Origin of the sequence: Priestia sp. FSL W8-0524 (assembly GCF_038005965.1) — a bacterium.
Taxonomy (GTDB): Bacteria; Bacillota; Bacilli; order Bacillales; family Bacillaceae_H; genus Priestia; species Priestia zanthoxyli.
The window spans coordinates 2,271,091-2,292,929 of the sequence record NZ_JBBOUG010000001.1 but is presented as its reverse complement, the minus strand read 5'-3'; the positions used below and the strand labels follow the sequence as shown (position 1 = coordinate 2,292,929).

Genomic DNA, 21,839 nt, shown 5'->3' with positions numbered 1-21,839 from the left:
ACGTAAAAGAAGCGGGACAGCTCCCGCTTCTTTTTTTGTTGATTGTCGAGTAGTTCAAAAGAAACAAATTATATTTTGAATATTTAGAACTATTTATATACTTTTATTGTAAAATAAAATATAATTATCCTTATAAAAGCAATACGTTGTCTTTATTGAAATTCACAGCATTACTTATTCGTTATAAGGGGGAGAACAAAATGCTTTTTTTATCACATGATGAAAAAATTAAACAGCTGGCTTCACACTTAGCTGAACGACTCGAATGGGAATTAAACCAAGAAGCCTCAGATGAACAAATGCACGTGCTCATCGGCTATTTGTTTGCTTCTCATTTAATCGAGCACCGTCCTACAGGTTATTACGTAAGGTCTCAATACCCTGAGCAGCTAAAAGATTTATATGAAACTTTACACGTCCACCAATAAATTATCTCTTCCTCTTTTGTCCTATATCGTGTAGAATTTTAGAAAATATATGATTTTCTAGTTGATGGCAGAGCTAGGATATAGCGTGGTGTGGCATTTACCTTTAAATGATTAAGTAATGGCTTTAGAGGTGAATAATGTTAGCGCAGATTAAAGAAATGAGTTTAGATAAAAATCGTCGTAATCCACATTACCGCGTGTTGTTGCAGTGTCCAGACGGGAGTGAACTATTCATTCACTTTAATTATACATACCGATCAAAAACATATTGGTCAAGAGATGTATATTACAACAATGTTCATAAAAAATCTCAGCTTGCTTGGTATACCCAAAGCGTAGAGGAAATGACTGCTCAGCAGTTTCTTGAAGAGCTAGGAGCTATAGTAAATGAACATTTCAACTTTACACTGCGACGATAACCAAGAAAAGCATCCTTTAACAAGGGTGCTTTTCTTGGTTATTTTACATAAATAAGGACAGAATAATATATATTCTCTTTTTGAAAGTGAAAGGTGGAAAGCTCATGGCGCAAATCGTAATGTGGGTGCTTTTTATCGGTCCTTGGCTATTGCTTTTTGCAGTTGATAAAGAGCGAGTAAAGCGGTATATGGCTGTATTGCTATTCGGAGTGGTATTGTTAACCGTGGTTTTTCAAATTGCAGATCGCTTTAACTGGTGGGAAGTCAATGAAACTCTTTTTTTCTTTGTTAATATGACGCCTTTTCCTTTTGGCATATTTATAATAGGAACGCTTTTTATTTTTTATTTTACCTATCCTGACTTTTGGATGTTTATGATTATCAATGCAGCGTTCGATTTATTTCAGGCATTTGTCATGAGTCCTATCTTTGAAAAACTAGACATTTATACACTGAAGGGAATGAATCATTTTTTATTATTTGTACTAATGATGGTTATTGCTGTTCTACTTTTTCTTTATCAAAAGTGGCAAGATACTGCGTTTAAGTTATCTATCAAGTGATAGAGAGACAGGTTGTGTTTTATCGTTAACTTTTATATAATGAACGTATAAAACCCTCTATTTATATCGGAAATAGAGGTGTTTTTACTGTGAAAAAGATACAAAATGGCAAAATATCTGCGGATGAACATCATTTTTCGCAAAAAAATTAAAATAATGTAAAAGTTTATGTTAAAATGGCAATGTTGCGTGAACGAATTAACTAACTTTACGCAAGAATGCTATTTACATACGTAAGAAGGAGAGAGATTTAAGATGGCAAAGACGTTAATTTTTGGACATAAAAATCCTGACACAGATACAATCTGTTCTGCAATTGCATACGCTGATTTAAAGAATAAATTAGGTGTAGACGCTGAACCAATTCGATTAGGCGATATTAACGGTGAAACGCAATTCGCTCTTGAAAAGTTCAACGCTGAACTACCACGTTTCGTTGATGAAGTATCTAAAGAAACAAATGAAGTTATTTTAGTGGACCACAACGAACGCCAGCAAAGTGCAAACGATATTGATCAAGTTCGTGTGCTTGAAGTAATTGATCATCACCGTATTGCTAACTTCGAAACAGCAGATCCTTTATACTATCGTGCAGAGCCAGTTGGATGTACGGCAACGATCTTAAACAAGATGTATAAAGAAAACGGCGTAGAAATCGAACCTAACATCGCAGGTCTTATGCTATCAGCTATCATTTCTGATTCTTTATTATTCAAATCACCAACTTGCACAGACCAAGACGTTGCAGCTGCTAAAGAATTAGCGGAAATTGCAGGCGTAGATGCAGAAGAGTACGGATTAGCAATGCTAAAAGCTGGAGCTGACTTAGGTGATAAAACAGCTTCACAATTAATTTCATTAGATGCTAAAGAATTCAGCATGGGCACAAGCAAAGTTGAAATTGCACAAGTGAATGCAATTGACGTAAACGACGTTTTAGTGCGCAAAGTTGAATTGGAAGAAGCGATTACTAAAACAATCGAAGAAAAAGGATTACAATTATTCCTTTTAGTTGTTACAGATATTTTAAACAGCAACTCTACTGCATTAGCATTAGGTTCTGCTGCTTCAAAAGTAGAAGAAGCATACAACGTAACGCTTGAAAACAATACAGCTGTCTTAGAAGGCGTTGTATCACGTAAAAAACAAGTAGTACCTGTATTAACATCTGTATTTGCTTAATAAAAAAACGGTTCGTGTCTACACACGAACCGTTTTTTTGTCTATTTGCACGTTAAGCCAATTTAGTATATCTTCTATCACTTCATCTTTATTTAATTCATTCAGCAACTCATGACGGCACTCTTTAAAAAAACGGTAACTTACATCCTGTAATCCTGCCTTTTTAAAGTCGTTATATACTTTGACTACGCCTTTTGTATAGCTGCCTACTGGATCATGTTCTCCAGATACCAAATAAATAGGCAGGCTTGATGGAACTAGCTTTATATTAGCTAAGTTAGAGATTTGTTTGATTCCTGTTAGTAAGTCATAGAAAAACCCCGCTGTGAAAACCCCACCGCAATAAGGGTCATTTACATATAAATCTACAGCTTCATTATCTTGACTTAACCAATCAAAAGGTGTCCGAGCAGGATGAAATGATTTATTGTATTGTCCAAAAGAGAGTTTATCAAGCAAAGGGCTAGGAGATCGTAACCCTTTTCTCTTTATCTCTATTTGCGCAGCTAATATACCGCCCTGCAGTGAAAGGGAAGGAATGCTGCCAGTACCTGAGAGTATCACACCATGAATGTGCTCTGTATCCAATTGAATATATCTTCTCGTTAGAAAAGACCCCATGCTGTGACCGAAAAGAAAGATCGGTAGGTCGGAGTGTTCCGTCGAAATGTGCTTAGTCAGAGCAATCATGTCGTAGACTACTGTATCAAAACCATTTTCTTCAGCAAAAAAACGCTTGTCTTCATCTTTTAAAGCTGTTTGACCGTGACCTCGGTGATCATTCCCATATACGATATATCCATGTTGCGTTAATACATTAGCAAAGTACTCGTAGCGTCCAATATGTTCGGCCATCCCATGGGCTATTTGGACAACGCCTTTTGCAGAATGGTTTTCAACATTCCATTTTTGTGCAAATATTTCTTTTTCTTGATGACCTCTGTAATAAAAGGATTGTTTCATGCTCAGCATCCACCTTCTGTTTTCCTGTAAAATAAGGGATATATGTATATATTATACTAATTTATGCAGGTGATTTTACTATTTTAAAATAAAAAATGATTATTTTGTCATAAACCTTTACAAACCTTTGTGTGATTTGTTAAATTAGTATTTATATTAAAAATTATTAAACAATTTAAAAAGATTTAGTTTTTAATAGGTTAGATGAATACGGAGGGAATTATTGTGGCAGAATTAAGAAGTAACATGATCAAAAAAGGATTCGACAGAGCACCGCACCGCAGCCTACTGCGTGCAGCTGGTGTAAAAGAAGAGGATTTCGGCAAACCGTTTATTGCGGTTGTCAATTCATATATTGATATTGTACCAGGTCATGTTCACTTACAAGAGTTTGGTAAAATCGTAAAAGATGCGATTCGCGAAGCTGGTGGCGTACCTTTTGAAATGAACACTATCGGTGTAGATGACGGTATTGCGATGGGACATATCGGTATGCGTTATTCATTACCAAGTCGTGAAATCATTGCTGACTCAGTTGAAACGGTAGTATCTGCTCACTGGTTTGATGGAATGGTATGTATTCCAAACTGTGATAAAATCACACCTGGGATGTTAATGGCTTCATTGCGTCTGAATATTCCGACAGTTTTTGTTAGCGGCGGACCAATGAAGGCTGGCGTAACGAGCGACGGTCGTAAGATTTCTCTTTCTTCAGTATTTGAAGGCGTAGGAGCTCATCAAGCTGGTAAACTTGATGATAAAGGATTACTTGAATTAGAACAATTCGGCTGTCCGACATGCGGATCTTGTTCAGGAATGTTTACAGCGAACTCAATGAACTGCTTAGCTGAAGCGTTAGGACTTGCTTTACCTGGAAACGGTACAATCTTAGCAGTTGCTCCTGAACGTAGAGAATTCGTTAAGAAATCAGCTAAACAGCTTATGGAATTAATTAAATTAGATTTAAAACCACGTGATATCGTAACAGAAAAAGCAATCGACAACGCGTTTGCTTTGGACATGGCGTTAGGTGGTTCTACAAATACAGTTCTTCATACGCTAGCTCTTGCGAATGAAGCTGAAATTGAGTACCCATTAGAGCGTATTAATGAAGTAGCAGAACGCGTGCCTCACTTGGCAAAACTGGCTCCGGCTTCTGATGTATTTATTGAAGACTTACATGAAGCAGGAGGCGTATCGGCCGCTTTAAACGAGCTATCTAAAAAAGAAGGGGCTCTTCACTTAGATACGATGACAGTTACTGGAAAAACGCTAGGCGAGAACATTGCAGGATGCGATGTAAAAGACTATAACGTTATCCATCCAATCGATAAGCCGTTCACTGAAAAAGGCGGACTTGCTGTATTGTTTGGTAACCTAGCTCCAGACGGCGCGATCATTAAAACAGGCGGTGTTCAAGACGGCATTACTCGCCACGAAGGACCAGCAATTGTATTTGAGTCTCAAGACGAGGCGCTGCACGGTATTGCTAACGGAAAAGTAAAAGAAGGACATGTCGTAGTCATTCGTTATGAAGGACCAAAAGGCGGACCGGGAATGCCTGAAATGTTAGCTCCAACTTCTCAAATTATGGGAATGGGACTAGGTGCAAAAGTAGCGCTATTAACAGACGGACGCTTTTCTGGCGCTTCACGTGGATTATCAATTGGCCACGCATCTCCAGAAGCTGCTGAAGGCGGCCCGCTAGCATTTGTGGAAGATGGCGACCACATCGTGATTGACATTGAAGATCGTTCGATGAATGTTCAAGTTTCTCCAGATGTTTGGGAAGAACGAAAAGCAAACTGGAAAGGCTTTGAGCCTAAAGTGAAAAAAGGCTATCTTGCAAGATATTCTAAACTTGTAACTTCTGCTAGCACAGGCGGAATTATGAAAATCTAATAGCACAAAAAAGGCTCTCTACGGAGAGCCTTTTTCTTTACTAAAGCAACTGTGCAAAGAAGCCTTTTTAACACGTAAACTCTTTTTTCATAATAACGTGTGGAATACCGTCTTCCATAAAGACATCAGAAGCAGTCTTATACCCTAATTTATGATAAAAAGGTTCAGCTTGAACTTGACCGTGAAGCTTAGATTGAGTTAAGCCTTCTTTTTTCGCTGCTTCTTCTAAGCTGGTCACCACTTCTTTTCCGAGCCCATATTTTCTAAATTCCTTTAATACGCATATTCGCTCTATTTTGGCGTAATCGTCTACTATGCGGAATCTGCCAGAAGCAGCTGGTTCGTTGTTATAATAAATTAACATATGTTTTGCCGTTTCCTCATGTTCATCAAATTCGTCTTCTAACGGCACTCCTTGTTCTTCAACAAACACTGTTTTACGTATATGGAATACTTCTTCAAGCTGCTCTTTTGTTGTAACATGCTTAATTTTCATTAAAATCCTTCCTTTTCTACGAATTTAGGCTTCTTTTTTGTATAATAAAAATACGTGATATAAAAAGAGTATAAAGGAAAAATAAAATGTTGTAAATGCAACAAAAAGCAACCAATGAACATTTTACACAAATTTGTGGTCATTACTCACTGTTTAAACGACCTCAGCAATAGTAAGATCAACTGAAACATGTTAAAAAAGCAAAGAAAATGGATTATGAAGCGCTGTGAATCTACATAAATTGTAAAAAGAGAACTATTCACAATAGTAGTGGGATGAAAAAGGGGAATGTATCATGCAAATAACCTTAGTGTATAAAGATGAGCAATCGAATAAATTTTGGAAAGTTGAAAGAAGAGACAGCAAGTTAATCATTCACTTTGGAAAAGTTGATACAGCCGGTCGCATGCAAGTGAAAGAGTTTGCTTCCGCAGAAGCTTGTGAAGCAGAAGCTGAAAAGCTGATTCGTGCAAAATTGAAGAAAGGATATAAGCCTTTAACTTGTTCGATGCAAGTAATGAAAGACAGCACGATGTCAGAGTCTCTCTTTTGGGAATTGATAAAAAAGGCGAAGACAAAATTAGATGTCGATGAGCAAATGGAATGGCTCCGCTCCACGCTAGCGAAGCGTTCTGAAAAGGACATTTTTCGCTTTGATCAGCTACTAAATCAGCATTTTGATCAATCCTATACTTCTTCATTGTGGGCAGCAGCTTATATTGTAATGGGCGGTTGTTCAGATGATTGTTTTGATTATTTTAGAGCGTGGCTTTTATATCAGGGAAAAGACATATATTATAAAGCGATTGAATCTCCTGAGACGATGATTTCTGTACTTAAACCATTAGAAGCAGAAGGCTATGCTCCTCAATTAGAAGAATTACTTTCTGTAGCGTGTGAAGCTTACGAAGAAAAGACAGGTTTAGATAACGACTATTATTATGATAAATATGACCAGTTTGATCCAGTGTGGTACGATGAGCAAGATTTGGATCTTGATTGGGATGAAGATGATGAGGATGGTTTACAGATGCGATTCCCTGTGCTTTGGAGCCGCTATTGGAACAATCATCTCGAATATTAAAAAGAGGAGATGAAAACCTTTAAACAGATTTTCATCTCCTCTTTTTTTATTTTGATAGAGTACGTGACGGGGCGGCCGAAGACAGTTTTGTTTTTTTGTTTAGCATACTGTTCATAATCATTCCAATTACGATTATCGTCATACCAGCTAACGCAATCCCTGTTGGCATACGTCCATTTAATAAAAACACTTCGCCAAGCACGGTAAAAATCATGCTGCCTGATTGAGTTGCTTCAACCGCTCCAAGCAAACCTAAATTTTCTTTTGCCAAGTCTGTTGCGTAAAAGAACGTCATCGTAGCAATTACACCTGAACTCATTGCTAAGATAAAGGCTTGAGAAAATTGAGGAGCTGTTGGCATACCAGTTGTATAAAATCCATATATCGCATAGATGATACTTAGCGGGATACTGCCGATAGCCATACCTAAAACACGTTGAAATGTATCTAATTTCCCTTTGCAAACTTCCATCATTTTTCGATTTCCAAGCGGATATAAAAAAGCAGCCATGACGACAGGGAGAAAACCCAACACAAACTGTGAAAGCGTGATGTTTTCAGCTTCTTTAACTTGCATGAGAATCACACCCGCTAAAATAAACGTTGAAATACCAAGCGTTTTGAGTGGGATGCTTCCTCTTACTTTTTTATTTCCGTCTGCAGTTTGAATAGTTACATAGAAAAGTGGAGAAATGAGCGCACCTGCCAAGATCGTTACTTGCCACGTTCCAGCTATGAGCCATGATGGTCCAAAAAGTGAAGAAAAACTTAATAATGAATAAAATCCAATTCCTGCAAGAGTTCCCCAGCCTAACCAAGCGAAAGGATGCTTTTTCATTTCCATCCATAATGGTGTAAACTTCTTTTGTAAAAGTACTAAAATGAGTAAAATAGGTAGTGCTAATAAAAAACGAAGAGATGCTGTCCAAGCCCAGCTTGTTCCAGATACATTCATGGCACGATTCACAATAAATGTAGCAGAAAAGAACATGGACGAGAGAAGCCCCCATAAAATTGCTTTCATACTTTTTCCTCCTAATTAATAAAAATACCTAAATATATATTATAGTATACTTAGATACAAAAAAAGTGTACCATAATATATAAAAGAAAGGAAGGTAAAAATGCATTCAGAAGAAATGATGAAAAAGGTAGGCAACGAGCTTAGAAAAATAAGAACACAGCGAGAATTCACACTCGATGAATTAGCAGATAGGACGGGAGTCAGCAAACTCACGTTAGGGAAAATTGAAAGAGGGGAGACTAATCCAACCCTAGGAGTAATGTGGAAAATAACAACAGGCTTAAATATCCCTTTAACTAAATTAGTGTCAGTAGAACCTTCAGTGGCTGTATCTAAGTGTGGAGAAGGTTTTTCTCTCAAAGGACCGGACGAAACTTGGAAAGTAGAATTTATTTTTCAAAATCAGATAGATTCGACAATTGAAATGTACCGAGCCTTTCTTTCTCCTCTTGCTACATACTGTCCCGAACCTCATCATAAAGGATTAATTGAAGTAGCAACGGTAATGGAAGGAAAAATCGAAATGAAAATCGAAGAAGAGCTATACGAGCTAAAACAATTTGACTCTATAAAATTTGAAGGAAGTCATGTACACTCATACAAAAATCTTGAAGAACGTCCCGCTGTTCTGCATTTACTGCTAAAATATGAGGCGTAAAACGGCAGAGCCGCAGTAAAACGAACCATAAAAAATGATTCGTTTTACTGCGGCTCTAATAGCTGTTTATTCATCAGCTTGTTTTGATAGCTAATATATTTTTTTACTTTAATGATACTTAATGAATATTCTTCAATTAATCGGTGGATAGATTGAACCATACACTCTGGGTAATGATGTTTTTTCTGTAAATACACTTTATACTTTCGAATTTGTCTTTCGAAATATAAAATAACTTGTTCAGGCGTTTTTACCAGTAACGATTGCATGTATTCATTTACTTGCGTTTCAAGAAACGAATAGCGATTTGTGATAAAAAATGTCTTCATCTTATTTTCCTCCCTATAGGTTAGTGGTACAAAAAAGAAACCCTTGTGCTAGGATTTCTTTTTTGCTTTTTATTTGAATCAGCTGTGCACAACTTTTAGGCACTAATACTTGAAATCGAAGACTGTCTATATTTTTTTATTTTGCATTTTATATATGTAGGCGTTTCGCCGAAAAGATTTGCTGCATGTGCAATAGCTCCGTAATACGTTTTAGCATCCATCATTTCTTTATTCACAATATAGTCATACAGGGATGATTCAATATCATCAACAAAAGCTAAAATGTGACGCTTTTCGAATAGGAGTTGATAAAGTTCATTAATTAAGTATGGGCTTTGATCAAATTTGTCTTGAAGCTGCTCTACTCGGTACTTTGTCATAGGCACTTCACACAAGATAATGTATCGTAACTCTTCTAAAAATAATTTATTCATCTTTCTCACATCCCTATTCTGTTAATAATTATATAATAGCACTATGCCTTCATATTTGGAAGCGTTTTCAATGTATTAATTTTAATATTTTTTCTTCTCATTTCCCTTCATTTTTTCTGTTCTTACTTGAATTATCTGTAGTATAGTTCGTTTTACGTAAAGACTCTAGCTAATTGTTAAACTACCTGACATACTTTTTGAAAATTTTATTATTGATGTTAGAAGGTCTTACATATTTAAGCGGAAATGCTTTAAAAATAACGTTCTGTGAGTCGGAAGCAGCTTTAATTGTGATAAAATAAAAAATGGAAAATACATCATATAATATAGGAGAGAGGCTATGGAAAAAGATCATATTTCAGAGCTGAAGATTTTAAAAGACATTGCCGAGATTTTAAATGAAGGCACTAATTTACATACCATGCTTCATGATGCGCTTTTAAAACTGCTGCAAATCACAGATTTACAAACAGGATGGATCTTTTTTATTGATGAAAATGGAAAGCATGAGATGATTGCCGCTCAGCATTTGCCGCCAGCTTTATTAAATAAAACCGCTCAGCCTATGTGTAATGGAAGCTGCTGGTGTGTTGACCGGTATATGGATGGCCGCCTTCAAAAAGCGTCTAATATTATGGAGTGTAAGAGACTTGAAGATTCCGTCATTCATGAGTGGGGAGATACACATGACATTACTCATCATGCAACGGTTCCTTTACAAGCAGGGGATGAACGCTTTGGATTATTAAATGTAGCTGCCCCTCATAAAATTCATTTTGAACAGCGAGAGCTTGATTTATTAGGATCCGTCGCTCTTCAAATTGGCACGGCTATCAAGCGGATTAAGCTGACTCAATCTCAGCAGGAAGTAAAACTTATTGAAGAAAGAAACAGGCTGGCAAAAGACCTTCACGATTCTGTTAATCAGCTGTTGTTTTCAATTAATGTCACGGCCAAAGCCGGAAGCAGCTTAGCAAAAGATGTGCAGTTAAAAGAGACTTTTTCCTTAATCCAAGAAACCGCTCAGCATGCTCAAGTGGAAATGAAAGCTTTAATTTGGCAGCTTCGTCCTCAAGGATTAGAAAACGGCATTGTCAGCGCGTTAAAAAGCTATGGTCAAATGCTAGGGCTTAACGTAAAAGAACAAATTAAAGGAGTGTCCGTTTTGCCTGCTGTGATTGAAGAGACACTGTGGAGAGTCGGACAAGAAGCTTTTAATAATTGCCGAAAGCATGCGGGTACGGCAGAGGTACATCTAAACGTAAATATAAGCAAAGACCAAGTAATTATGAAAGTCCGGGATAGCGGCAATGGGTTTATGTATAGCCCTTCAGCAGAATTGCCGACGCTTGGGCTAAAAACCATGCAGGAGCGAATAAAAAGATTAAATGGAAAACTATCTGTTACAAGCAGCATAGGAAACGGAACGATTGTGGAAGTATCTATTCCTCTTTCATAACGGAAAGGAGCGCACATGAAAATAAAGATTTTAATTGCAGATGATCACCACGTTGTCCGAAAAGGACTTGTCTTTTTCTTACAAACGCAGCCTGATTTAGAAGTTGTAGGAGAAGCTTCTAACGGGGAAGAAGCTATAAAGTTAGCGACATCTCTAGAGCCTCATATTGTGTTAATGGATTTATCGATGCCGGTTCTCGATGGAATCGAAGCAACAAAAGAACTAAAAAAACAAGCACCGCATATACAAGTCATGATTCTAACAAGCTTTTCAGATCAAGATCACGTGATACCGGCATTAGAAGCAGGAGCTTCAGGCTATCAGCTAAAAGAAAGCGATCCAGATGAACTTGTAGCGGCTATTCGAAAGCTAATGAACGGAGAAAATCAGCTTCATCCCAAAGTCACTACGCACTTGCTAACACGGTTAACCAAAAGCAGCGAAAAGAAAGTCAATTTTATTGATCACTTAACAAAACGAGAAAAAGACGTATTAAAAGAAATTGCAAAAGGCAAAAGCAACAAAGAAATTGGTGCTGCCTTACATATTACAGAAAAAACAGTAAAAACACATGTGTCTAATATTTTATCGAAGCTTGGGGTTCAAGACCGCACGCAAGCTGCTCTATATGCTGTTCAGCATGGAATTTCCTAACCTACGACTTTAGTTGTAGGTTTTTCTCTGTTCACCTCAGTCTATATTGGTAGCTTTCTTTCTATCAATAGCATGACGAAAAAAAGTTCAATCATCCCTATACTATACATATAACCAAACGACAGAGGGGTAGATAAATATGAATATACTTATTATTAACGGAAGTCCTAGAGAAACAGGCCGAACAACACAAGTAACGAGAGAACTTCACAAAAGCTATCAAAGTTCTTTTCTAGATTTAAGTCAATTATCACTTCCTATATTCACCGGTGAACCTCATCAGTATGAAATAGAAGAAGTGAAAGTGCTGACTGAAGCAATAGAAAAAGCGGATGGTATCTTACTTGCGACGCCTGAGTACCACGGCGCTATGAGCGGAGCATTAAAAAACGCGTTTGACTTTTTAAACAGTGCGTATTTTGCACATAAGCCCGTAGCACTTGTAGCCGTATCAGGAGGAGGAAAAGGAGGTATCAATGCTTTAAACAACCTTAGAACCGTTACACGCGCTTTGTATGCGAATGTTCTATCTAAGCAGTTGGTATTAGACCCTGCAGACATCGTGGAAAAAGGAACTTTACGAAAAAACGCCGCTGACGGAATTCATGAATTAGTTAATGAGCTGACTCTGTATACACAAGTGTCTAAGCAAATTTTAGAAGCTAAGCAACATGTTTGATGAAGGCGCTTTATAAGGACCGTCGCTTTCAAGCCGTAGTTGCTGCGAATGTTTTATCCTCTATTGGTTCCGGTATTACGATGCTTGCCATTCCTTTACTGTTAGTTGCATCTCCAGATGGAAATAAACTATTTGGCACGATTATGCTGATTATGACGGTGATTAGCTTTGTGGCTACTCCGTATATAGGTGTTCTTATTGATCGAATGTCACGAAAGAAAATGTTGTTAACCGTAGAATTGATAGGTTTTATCACGGTCATGCTATTTGTTATCGTTGGTTTTATGACAGACTATTCAACCATTCACTACATCATTTTGTACGGAACCGGAAACCTTTACTACACGTTTTTTTATCCAACGATTTTTGCATTAAATCAAGAAGTTTTTTCAAAAGATGTGTTTCAATCATTAAACAGTATTATGGAAATACAAGGCCAGCTATCGAGTATGCTTGCAGGGGCTGCAGCGAGTCTAGTCATTACCCGTTGGTCGCTTCAATGGATTTTAACAGTAGATGCAGCTACGTACATAGCTGCATTCCTTTTTCTATTGAGTATTCCATATAAACAAAGCAGTGAACGAAGCGATAAAAAACACACTGCGATGAAAGAGGGATTAGCATTCATAAAAGAAAATCGCTCGGTATCTCTTTTTTTACTGCTTTCTTTTATGCCTTTCATTGCTGTGATGATGACGAACTATTTGTTTCCTATTTATCTGACTCAAGAATTGAACGCAAGTCCAGCAGCATACGGGATTGAAAGTGCTGTATATGGTTTCGGGGCGTTAACGGCAGGGATATTGATTGTATCTATTATGAAAAGAACAGGCACTGAGCTAGCCATTATGCTTAATATAAGCCTTTTTGCACTTGGAATATCGATCATCTTCTTTATGAAGCTTCTGCCCGTTTACTTTTCTATTGTGTTTCTTCTTGCTTTTGCAAATGCAGGTACAAGAATAGCTCGAAATACGTTTATGATGCAAAAAATACCGAATATTATCGTGGGAAGAGTCGACAGCTGTTTTCGCTTTATCACGTTAGGGATTCGTATTTTATTGATTTTCTTCTTTACGTACGTTACGGCTAATGATCGTATAGGACTTGCTTTTTTAGGACTTAGCCTGCTTTTATTATCAACCGCCGGAGCAGGCTGGATACTTTACAAAAGAAAACAGCGAAAACAGTCTGCACTGCTTAAGAGTGTTTTATAATGTCTGTTGCATGTTATAATAGAAGAATTGACAAATAATGTTCAACGTTTATGACGTTGGACATTATTTGTTCTGAATAGAAATTAAACAGCAACAGCATTGACTGTTATGCGATTGGAAGATTGTGAAGCGATGATAAATAAAACATTAAACAAAGAACAATTAAAAGATTCGTACTCAAGCAGAACGTACTATAGAGGACACACGTATTACAAGCAGGGGCGTGTGCTTGATTTGGAATACAATGAACAGACCACTACGTGGACAGCATCCGTTCGAGGTGCAGAAATGTATACGGTAATGGTTGAACAAAAAGGAAATTCTTTTTATTCATTCTGCGATTGTCCTGCTTATCACGAGTTTTCAGAATGCAAACACGAAGTAGCTGTTTTATTAACCATTTGCGATGAGCGCGCAAAGCCGCAGCCAATTAAAACAAAGCCTTTTCGCCAAAGCAAAGAATACGAAAATGTAAATCATTTTATCGACTTATTTTCGAGCTATCAGCAAACCATAAGCGACCATAAGAAATATGCAGATAAAGATCCGTTGAAAGTAGAATTTATTTGCAAGTCTTACTCAGAAGAATTTTTACGTTCAGAAGGAATGTACGTAGCGCTTGAAATGAAAGTAGGCGTCGACCGGACGTATGTAGTAAAAAACATTCAAGGATTTTTAACAGACGCTAAAGAATTCCAAACTCACGAATTTACCAAGCGCTTCGAATATGATCCTGCAGAACATTTTTTTATAGACGAAGATAAGAAAATCATTGAGCTGCTGATGGATATTATGACGAATGAATCATTTTATAAAAATTCCTATTCTATGTATCGTTCGTCCGCAAATAACAGAGAACTAATCATTCCATCTATCGTAGCCAAAGAGTTATTTCAACTCCTTAAAGATCGGAACTTTACATTTATTCATGAAGGGCATTCATATGAAAATATTATCTTTGCTGAAAGTTCAGCTCCTTTTTCATTTCAAATAAATAAGCACTCGGCAGCTGGATTTGAGCTAGACTTTACGGAACTTCATCAAGCTTCATTTTTTGATCGATATGGATGGTTATTTTTAAACGGGACGTTTTATGAGCTATCTCAAGATCAGCGTATGCTTCTTGAAGGCCTTCGGAAAACGGCTCCTTTGAAGCCAGTCGTACCTATAGCAGAAGAGCAGATGGGCAATTTTTTATCTCACGTCGTTCCGGGACTGAAAAAAGTGGGGAAAGTGGATATCGCAAAAGAAGTATCCCATCAAATTATTGCGCCTGAACTAAAAGCAAAAGTATTTATTGACCGTGAGGAAGAACAGCTGTTTGTGACGCTTCGGTACAACTACGGAGAGATTTCGATTAATCCATTTTCAACCCAGTCTGAAAAATACGATAAAATCTTGATACGAGATTTAGAAAAAGAAGACCGCGTTATGGACTTAATTGAAACGGCTCCTTTAAATATTTATAAAAACCAGCTGTACTTAAATCAAGACGAATACTCTCTATATGAATTTTTGTTTCATATTGTTCCAAAGCTTGATGAAATAGCGGATGTGTATATTACGGATGAGATGAAAGATTATGCTTATACGGATTTTTCTGCGCCAGTAACAACGGTTGACATTCAAAATAGCAATGGGCTATTAGAAATTAATTTTGATTTAGGAGACATTGATCATCAGACCGTTCAAGATGTTTTAAAATCTGTCTTAGAAAAGAAAAGCTATCATCGTCTAGATAACGGTGCGTTTATCCCTCTTGAAAATGAGGGCTTTGAACATATTCAAAATCTGTTTCGGGAGCTGAACGTAACGGAAAAAGATTTAAAGGATAACTCATTGCAAGTACCTTTATACAGAGGAATGCAAGTGGAAGAAATTATGAGTGCAGGTGATAAATCAGCGGCTAAGTTTGGCTCAGCATTTAAAACATTACTTACACAGCTCAAATCTCCAGAGGAAATGGATTGGGAAGTACCGGAATCCTTACAGGCATCCCTGCGTGATTATCAGCGTAATGGATTTAAGTGGTTTAAATCTCTGTCTCACTACTCTTTAGGAGGCGTACTGGCTGATGATATGGGGCTTGGAAAAACGCTTCAAAGCATTGCCTATATCTTATCTGAAAAAGAGCTTGATGAAGACAGCAGTGCCTTTTTAATTGTTGTGCCGGCTTCTTTGATTTATAACTGGCGCAACGAATTGGAGAGATTTGCACCGAATTTAACGGTTCAAACCATTACAGGAACGCCGAGTGAGCGTGAGGAGAAGCTAAAACGCACAGCTGACGTATGGATCACATCTTATCCAACGCTGCGTCAAGATATTGATTTGTATCAGCACCTTCATTTTCATGCTTTAATTCTAGATGAGGCTCAGAGTATTAAAAATCATACAACAAAGACAGCAGTAGCTGTTAGGACTATTTCAGCTAAAAAACGTTTTGCGCTGAGCGGTACGCCTATTGAAAACTCACTTGACGAGCTTTGGTCAATATTCCAGACTATTCTTCCAGGTTTATTTCCAGGGCTTCGCCAGTTTAAAAACATGTCATCGGAGCAGGTCGGCCGAATTGTAAGACCATTTTTACTGCGACGAGTAAAAAAGGATGTGTTAAAAGAACTGCCTGATAAAATTGAAACCACTCATTTATCTGAGCTAACTAAAGAACAAAAAGAGTTGTATGTAGGCTATTTAGAGCAGTTAAAATCATCTTTAGACGGTGAAGATTTTAATAAAAACCGAATGAAGATCTTGGCGGGATTAACAAGACTTCGCCAGATTTGCTGTCATCCGTCTTTATTCGTTGAAAATTACGAAGGGTATTCAAGCAAATTAGAGCAGCTGCTTGAGATTACAAGAAATGCGGTTGCCAACGGAAAACGCTTGTTAATCTTTTCTCAATTTACAAGCATGCTTCATATTATTCGAGAAGAGCTTCAAAAAGAAAATCTCTCATACTTTTATTTAGACGGTCAAACGCCATCAAAAGAACGAGTGGAAATGGCGGATTGGTTTAATAATGGAGAACAAGACATTTTCTTAATTTCATTAAAAGCCGGAGGCACGGGTTTAAATTTAACGGGAGCCGATACGGTTATTTTATACGACTTATGGTGGAACCCCGCGATTGAAGAACAAGCGGCAGGCCGTGCACACCGCATTGGACAAAAAAATGTTGTGCAGGTCATCAAGCTTATTTCTCAAGGAACCATCGAAGAAAAAATTTACGCCTTGCAGCAAAAGAAAAAAGAACTCATCGAACAGGTTATTCAACCGGGAGAAACAATGCTTTCTAGTTTGACAGAAGAAGAGCTCCGAGAACTGCTTAGTATGTAGCAAAGGATGTGTGAGGAATGAAAAAATGGGCGTTTGTATCAGATTTTGATGGAACGATTTCAAAAAAAGATTTTTACTGGATTGTGATTGAAAAGTATTTTCCAGAAGGTGAAGAGCTTTTCCGCCGGTGGAAAGCAGGAGAAATGAAAGATATTGATTTTTTATCTACTGTTTTTCAATCCATTCACCAAGAAGAACCGAAAATTTTAGAAGAAGTAGCGAATATTCCAATTGATAAATACGTGCCCGCTTTTATTAAAGCTGTTCAGAAAAACGGCGGGGATTTTTATATTTTAAGCGCTGGAACAACGTACTATATTAAACCGCTGTTAGATAAATACGGTGTTGAAAAAGTGGAAGTTTATTCGAATGAAGGATATTTCCATCAAAACAACGTTCACTTGCGTCTAGATCCTGCTCACAGATGGCATTCAGAACGCTACGGCATTGATAAATCTGTTGTTATTCAAGAACTAAAAGAGGCATACGAAACGATTTATTTTGCTGGAGACAGCGAACCGGATTCACATCCCGCAAAACATGCAGATGTTACCTTTGCGAAAGATTCTTTGCAAGATTTACTGCGCGAACAAAACGTTTCATTTGTTCCGGTTGAGACATTTAAAGATATTGAGCAATATTTGATGCAACATAATGTAATAAAAAAGGCATAAAAACAGCGGTATTATTTGATTACTTCAAATAATACCGCTGTTCCTATTCCGCCTCCGCTTCCTAAAGCTGCTATGACATATCGCACGTCACGGCGCTTGCTCTCATAAAAAAGACGCGTAGCTAAAATAGCTCCTGATGCTCCGTAAGGGTGTCCTAAGGTCAATGCTCCTCCGCGAATATTCACTTTTTCTTCTGATATTCCCAGTTCTTGCATGCAAGCGACAACTTTAACAGCAAATGCTTCATTGATTTCAAATAAATCAATATCATCTACCGTAAGAGAATTTCGCTTCAAGATATTTTTAATCGCAGAAACTGGTGCAATAGCAGGGTAAAGAGGTGACACTCCTGAAATATCAGCGTCAATAAAACGCAAAACGGGCTGAAAGCCTAAAGCGCGTGCTTTTTGCTCTTCCATCACAAGCGCAATGCAGGCTCCGTCGTTAATTCCACAGCTGTTGGCTGCGGTGACGGTGCCTTCATTTTTTAAAAAGACGGGGCTGGCTTTTTGCAGCAGCTTTGTTAGGTTTCGTTTTTTCATAAATGCTTCATCGTGCATCACGTTTGGAAGAGGAAGCGTTTCTTCTTCAAACCATCTTTTTTCAAAAGCCTCCCAGCTTCTTTTATGACTTAAAAGAGCATATCTGTCCTGCTGATCTTTAGATATATTGTATCGCTGAGCTACGTTTTCTGCTGCAATTCCCATGTCAGGGTCACCAATTTTATCAGGAGAAAAACGTGCTCGTTTTTCAAATGGAGAAGTACTTGTACTTTCAACGCCTCCAGCTAAATAGCACGTTCCTGCACCTGCTTTTATCAAATAGCTGGCCATTCGAATCGCCTCTAAGCCAGCTCCGCACTGACGATCAATGGTCATTCCCGGGATAGAAAAAGGGAGGTCCGCTTCTAAAGCGGATAACCTGGCTACATTTCCTCCTGGACCTACAACATTTCCTAAAATAACGTCATCAATTTCATGTTCAATTCCAGCGCTAAGCTGTTTTAATAAAGGAGCTGCTAGCTCTTGAACATGAAAATCTTTCAGTAGACCGTTTTCTTTTCCAATGACCGTACGCTTCGCTTTTACAATTGCTGCTTGATAGATAAGTCATCACTTCCTTACATAGAAGCCGTGTTCGAACGGCCAGGTACCGCTACTGCTTTTCGAACTTTTGTAATTAAATAAGCCGCGACCGCTGCTTTTATACAGTCACCTGGAAGGTAAACAAAGCTTAGCTGAAGAGACTTCAGAAACGGAATGTGAAGCTGCATTGCCTGCACAGGAATACCACAGGCATAGACTAACACAATCCCAAATAACACATTGACAGCAAAAACTTTTGCAACCGTTACATTTTTTAACTTTGTTAACGTCCAGCCAATAAAGAAAGCGGCAAACACATAGCCAATGATATATCCAGCACTCGGACTCAAAAATACCCCAATTCCTCCGCGTCCTCCAGCAAGTAAAGGAACGCCAGCTGCTAGCAAACATAAAAAAAGAAATTGACTTAAAGCTCCTAATCTAGCGCCAAGAATTCCTCCCGACAGCATAACACCCATAGGCTGAAGAGTAATTGGAACAGGTGTAAAAGATAAAAAAATAGGAGGGACGAGTCCTAGAGCTCCCATTATAGCCGTGAATAAAGCAACGTACGTCATATCTTTTGTTTTCATCGTAAACCTCCGCTATGTAGGATAAAACATGACTATCGTATCTTATTAAACTTAAATTAGTCAACTTAATTTTTATTTAAGTTTACATTTTTCTTTTCTCAAACCCGTATTTACGGTACACTAAAAGTAAAATAAAAAGGAGCTTACGGAGTAATGAATCGAATTGAAGAACTAGTTTTTAATCAGTGTCAACAAACGCCGGACAGACTCGCACTATCGGATTCTGTTAATAAACTAAGCTACGGTCAAATGTGGGATCATGTATGCAAAGCCGAAAATCAGCTGAAAGAAAAAGGGATGGAAAAAGGAGAGCTCGTTGCGTTAAGTATGCCAAACAATGCAGAAGCTGTTGTGTCATTTTTAGCGATTTTAAAAGCTGGTGGAATTGTGATGCTTTTACATAATGAGCTAACAGAGGCTGAAGTGGATACCTATTTTTCTATTCAGTCCCCGAATTGGCTATGGAAAACGTCTTCTTTAACTAACATAACAAAAGAAAAACCAATCCTGCCTATACGGCAAGTGAATGCACTGTCCGATCTATTTTTATTTGGATTTACCTCTGGGTCAACAGGGAGACCGAAAGGATTTGTAAAATCGCATCATTCTTGGTCTTCATCATTTCAAGAATGGTCGGACGTATTTTCTTTACAGAAACATGAAAAAGTACTTATCCCCTTACATATTTCGTATTCCGCCCAGCTTTATCCGGTTTTGCACGCGCTTTGCAGCGGGATGCACGCTATCATGCTAGAAGCGTTTACACCTTCTGCTGTTTTTAACAAGGAAGCTAGCTGTATGTCTATTACACCCGCGTTAATTTCTCCTTTGCTTCGGTACATACAAAGCAGACCGAAAGAAAAACGACTTTTGCCAAAAACCGTGATTTCAGTAGGAAATAAATTATCGCCTTCCGTTCGAAAGAAATTTTCACGAGCGTTTTCTAACTCCTCTCTTTATGAATATTACGGATCTTCTGAAATGGGATTTGTTACGGTACTTTCACCAGATACCGCTGAAACGCTGCCTCATACAGTAGGCTATCCTGTTGACAGTGTAGACGTTTTAATCCTGAACGAACGTGGAAAAGAAGTAGAAAAAGGAGACAAAGGAATACTGTTTGTGAAAACAACTCAAGCATTCGAAGGGTTTGTTAAGGACAGCGAAGAAACGAACCGCTCATTTTTTAACGGATATGTTACATCGCATGATATTGCGGTTCAGCTTCCAGACGGAAACATTACCATCGTAGGAAGAGACAAAAATGTAATCAAAAGCAGCGGAAGCTTAGTATATGCTGAAGAAATTGAAGAGCTGCTACTACAAATACCAGGCGTTAGCGAAGCAGCCGTTTTTAGCGTAGCAGATGCTGAACGTTCAGAAGTCGTAGGTGCAGCAATTGTCTTAGAGAACATTTCTCTTTCTGATGTAAGACAAGCGCTGACAAAACGAGTATCCTCTTATAAAATCCCGCGCGTATGGAGAGTTTTAGCGTCCTTTCCGCGAATGAAAAATGGTAAAATTGACAAAGCAACAATATACAGCTACTTTACAGAGAAAGAAGGGAAGACATATGATTTCATTTGAACCCGTTACAGCTGACACGATGTATATTGTGTCAGAGATTATCAATTCAAACGAAGCTTATAACGTGTTAGAAAACGGCAAGAAAGAGCGGAGGGAAGAAGAGCTTTTTAAAGAATACATGAACGAAAAAACAGACAGTTATTTTATAAAAGCCGACGATACATACGTAGGGGTTATTGATTACATGAAACAAAATCCTAACGATGATCATCCGTGGATTGGAGCTTTCATTATTCATAGCGCCTATCACAATTTCAGTTTCGGAACGCAGGCATATTTAGCATTCGAAGACAAGCTAAAAGAAGAAGGAATTTCTGTTCTACGCCTTGGTGTCCTGTCTCAAAATCCTAGAGCCAAGCTGTTTTGGGAGCGCCTTGGTTTTACACAGTATGCCACTAAGCCGCTGCATCATAATCAAGTTAACTGTTTGGAAAAAGAACTGTAAGAAAATCTGTGGATTATATCCGCGGATTTTTTACTGTACTGGAATGCAAATGGAAGAGGTCCGTATTTTCACGTGGTAGATGGGGTAAATCCTTATAAAAAAGGTAGATATGATTAAAGAAGCACCCGTTACCCAGAAAATCGTTCAGGATACAAAAAGCGAGGGAAGAACAATAGATAACTATTTAAGAAAAGAAAAAATAGCTGAATTAAAGAGAAAAAACTACTTAAAAAGAGCTGAAGAAGATTTCAAAAAATGGATTCCAGATATTTCATCGTTTGAGATAAATAACGAAAAAGTTTACCTGGACAAACTAGAGTTTATTTATTCGTTAGAGCTTAAACTTAAGGCATTCTTCAAACATGATGAACAAAGAATAAAAGTTGAATTAGAAGAATTTCAAAACAAAATAAAGGGTGATCTCAATCAAAAAGTTGTAATTTACAATGGTAGAAAACATGAACAACTGCCTAATTTAATAATTAAATTAAAAGATTTTTATGAAAACTTAGAAAGTGTATTAGGTTATACAAAAGCTAATAATTCTGAAGCTTATTTCTGTTCATACTTATAAATGTTGATGAGAAATTTGGCATTTTCATCAGTGAAGATGAGTATGGAATGG

23 protein-coding genes are annotated in these 21,839 nt (G+C 37.7%); 16 read left to right on the top strand and 7 right to left on the bottom strand.

Annotated features, from left to right (window positions below):
- The first annotated feature begins 200 nt into the window (after positions 1 to 200).
- The 4 genes from NST66_RS11600 (at position 201) to NST66_RS11585 (ending at position 2,592) form a co-directional block, all read left to right on the top strand.
- Positions 201 to 428: a hypothetical protein gene (locus NST66_RS11600; protein WP_155008086.1), complete on the top strand. Its 228-nt coding sequence runs from the start codon at positions 201 to 203 to the stop codon at positions 426 to 428.
- 137 nt (positions 429 to 565) lie between these two features.
- Complete coding sequence (locus NST66_RS11595; RefSeq protein ID WP_028413191.1) at positions 566 to 847, top strand: hypothetical protein; 282 nt, start codon at positions 566 to 568, stop codon at positions 845 to 847.
- Between the two features lie 104 nt (positions 848 to 951).
- Positions 952 to 1,410, top strand: a complete 459-nt coding sequence (locus NST66_RS11590) for a hypothetical protein (protein ID WP_340843375.1) — start codon at positions 952 to 954, stop codon at positions 1,408 to 1,410.
- A gap of 255 nt (positions 1,411 to 1,665) precedes the next feature.
- Positions 1,666 to 2,592 (top strand): manganese-dependent inorganic pyrophosphatase, encoded by a 927-nt coding sequence (locus NST66_RS11585; RefSeq protein WP_014459925.1) that lies wholly within the window; start codon positions 1,666 to 1,668, stop codon positions 2,590 to 2,592.
- An 18-nt stretch (positions 2,593 to 2,610) separates the two neighbouring features.
- Here NST66_RS11585 and NST66_RS11580 read toward each other — a convergent pair whose 3' ends face one another.
- Complete coding sequence (locus NST66_RS11580) at positions 2,611 to 3,555, bottom strand: alpha/beta hydrolase (protein ID WP_028413193.1); 945 nt, start codon at positions 3,553 to 3,555, stop codon at positions 2,611 to 2,613.
- A 225-nt stretch (positions 3,556 to 3,780) separates the two neighbouring features.
- Here NST66_RS11580 and ilvD point away from each other — a divergent pair, with 225 nt between their 5' ends.
- Positions 3,781 to 5,457: a dihydroxy-acid dehydratase gene (gene ilvD, locus NST66_RS11575; protein ID WP_013057207.1), complete on the top strand. Its 1,677-nt coding sequence runs from the start codon at positions 3,781 to 3,783 to the stop codon at positions 5,455 to 5,457.
- Positions 5,458 to 5,524: 67 nt separating this feature from the next.
- Here the strand turns inward: ilvD and NST66_RS11570 are convergent, their stop codons facing one another.
- On the bottom strand, positions 5,525 to 5,953 hold the full coding sequence (locus NST66_RS11570; RefSeq protein ID WP_028413194.1) for a GNAT family N-acetyltransferase: 429 nt from the start codon (positions 5,951 to 5,953) through the stop codon (positions 5,525 to 5,527).
- A 295-nt stretch (positions 5,954 to 6,248) separates the two neighbouring features.
- Between NST66_RS11570 and NST66_RS11565 the strand changes: the two genes are divergently transcribed.
- Positions 6,249 to 7,037, top strand: coding sequence for a DUF4240 domain-containing protein (locus NST66_RS11565; protein ID WP_047750885.1), 789 nt, complete (start codon positions 6,249 to 6,251; stop codon positions 7,035 to 7,037).
- Positions 7,038 to 7,083: 46 nt separating this feature from the next.
- Here the strand turns inward: NST66_RS11565 and NST66_RS11560 are convergent, their stop codons facing one another.
- On the bottom strand, positions 7,084 to 8,061 hold the full coding sequence (locus NST66_RS11560) for a DMT family transporter (protein ID WP_049164797.1): 978 nt from the start codon (positions 8,059 to 8,061) through the stop codon (positions 7,084 to 7,086).
- Between the two features lie 79 nt (positions 8,062 to 8,140).
- Between NST66_RS11560 and NST66_RS11555 the strand changes: the two genes are divergently transcribed.
- On the top strand, positions 8,141 to 8,719 hold the full coding sequence (locus NST66_RS11555; protein WP_340843768.1) for a helix-turn-helix domain-containing protein: 579 nt from the start codon (positions 8,141 to 8,143) through the stop codon (positions 8,717 to 8,719).
- Positions 8,720 to 8,763: 44 nt separating this feature from the next.
- Here the strand turns inward: NST66_RS11555 and NST66_RS11550 are convergent, their stop codons facing one another.
- A complete protein-coding gene (locus tag NST66_RS11550; protein ID WP_028408390.1) occupies positions 8,764 to 9,048 on the bottom strand; it encodes a hypothetical protein in 285 nt (94 codons plus the stop codon).
- Between the two features lie 95 nt (positions 9,049 to 9,143).
- The gene (locus NST66_RS11545; protein ID WP_033579093.1) at positions 9,144 to 9,482 is read right to left on the bottom strand and encodes a hypothetical protein; all 339 of its coding nucleotides are present in this window, start codon (positions 9,480 to 9,482) and stop codon (positions 9,144 to 9,146) included.
- A gap of 340 nt (positions 9,483 to 9,822) precedes the next feature.
- Here NST66_RS11545 and NST66_RS11540 point away from each other — a divergent pair, with 340 nt between their 5' ends.
- The 6 genes from NST66_RS11540 (at position 9,823) to NST66_RS11515 (ending at position 17,504) form a co-directional block, all read left to right on the top strand.
- The gene (locus NST66_RS11540; RefSeq protein ID WP_335708317.1) at positions 9,823 to 10,941 is read left to right on the top strand and encodes a GAF domain-containing sensor histidine kinase; all 1,119 of its coding nucleotides are present in this window, start codon (positions 9,823 to 9,825) and stop codon (positions 10,939 to 10,941) included.
- 15 nt (positions 10,942 to 10,956) lie between these two features.
- The gene (locus NST66_RS11535; RefSeq protein WP_033579092.1) at positions 10,957 to 11,595 is read left to right on the top strand and encodes a response regulator; all 639 of its coding nucleotides are present in this window, start codon (positions 10,957 to 10,959) and stop codon (positions 11,593 to 11,595) included.
- Between the two features lie 139 nt (positions 11,596 to 11,734).
- Positions 11,735 to 12,274, top strand: a complete 540-nt coding sequence (locus tag NST66_RS11530; RefSeq protein WP_340843374.1) for an NADPH-dependent FMN reductase — start codon at positions 11,735 to 11,737, stop codon at positions 12,272 to 12,274.
- A complete protein-coding gene (locus NST66_RS11525) occupies positions 12,274 to 13,491 on the top strand; it encodes an MFS transporter (RefSeq protein WP_328157033.1) in 1,218 nt (405 codons plus the stop codon). The genes NST66_RS11530 and NST66_RS11525 overlap by 1 nt, the downstream gene beginning before the upstream one ends.
- 132 nt (positions 13,492 to 13,623) lie before the next feature.
- Positions 13,624 to 16,830 (top strand): DEAD/DEAH box helicase, encoded by a 3,207-nt coding sequence (locus tag NST66_RS11520; RefSeq protein WP_340843373.1) that lies wholly within the window; start codon positions 13,624 to 13,626, stop codon positions 16,828 to 16,830.
- 17 nt (positions 16,831 to 16,847) lie between these two features.
- Positions 16,848 to 17,504 carry an MtnX-like HAD-IB family phosphatase gene (locus NST66_RS11515; RefSeq protein WP_028413203.1) on the top strand — a complete coding sequence of 219 codons (657 nt, stop codon included), beginning with the start codon at positions 16,848 to 16,850 and terminating at the stop codon, positions 17,502 to 17,504.
- An 11-nt stretch (positions 17,505 to 17,515) separates the two neighbouring features.
- Here NST66_RS11515 and NST66_RS11510 read toward each other — a convergent pair whose 3' ends face one another.
- A complete protein-coding gene (locus tag NST66_RS11510; RefSeq protein WP_028413204.1) occupies positions 17,516 to 18,610 on the bottom strand; it encodes an acetyl-CoA C-acyltransferase in 1,095 nt (364 codons plus the stop codon).
- Between the two features lie 14 nt (positions 18,611 to 18,624).
- Positions 18,625 to 19,182 (bottom strand): biotin transporter BioY, encoded by a 558-nt coding sequence (locus NST66_RS11505; protein WP_048019272.1) that lies wholly within the window; start codon positions 19,180 to 19,182, stop codon positions 18,625 to 18,627.
- A 153-nt stretch (positions 19,183 to 19,335) separates the two neighbouring features.
- Between NST66_RS11505 and NST66_RS11500 the strand changes: the two genes are divergently transcribed.
- From NST66_RS11500 to NST66_RS11490, 3 genes are all read left to right on the top strand, one after another.
- Positions 19,336 to 20,769 carry a class I adenylate-forming enzyme family protein gene (locus tag NST66_RS11500; RefSeq protein WP_049164771.1) on the top strand — a complete coding sequence of 478 codons (1,434 nt, stop codon included), beginning with the start codon at positions 19,336 to 19,338 and terminating at the stop codon, positions 20,767 to 20,769.
- A complete protein-coding gene (locus NST66_RS11495; RefSeq protein ID WP_028413207.1) occupies positions 20,756 to 21,214 on the top strand; it encodes a GNAT family N-acetyltransferase in 459 nt (152 codons plus the stop codon). Before NST66_RS11500 ends, NST66_RS11495 begins: the two co-directional genes overlap by 14 nt.
- 109 nt (positions 21,215 to 21,323) lie before the next feature.
- Positions 21,324 to 21,788, top strand: coding sequence for a hypothetical protein (locus NST66_RS11490; protein WP_049164766.1), 465 nt, complete (start codon positions 21,324 to 21,326; stop codon positions 21,786 to 21,788).
- Positions 21,789 to 21,839 lie beyond the last annotated feature (51 nt).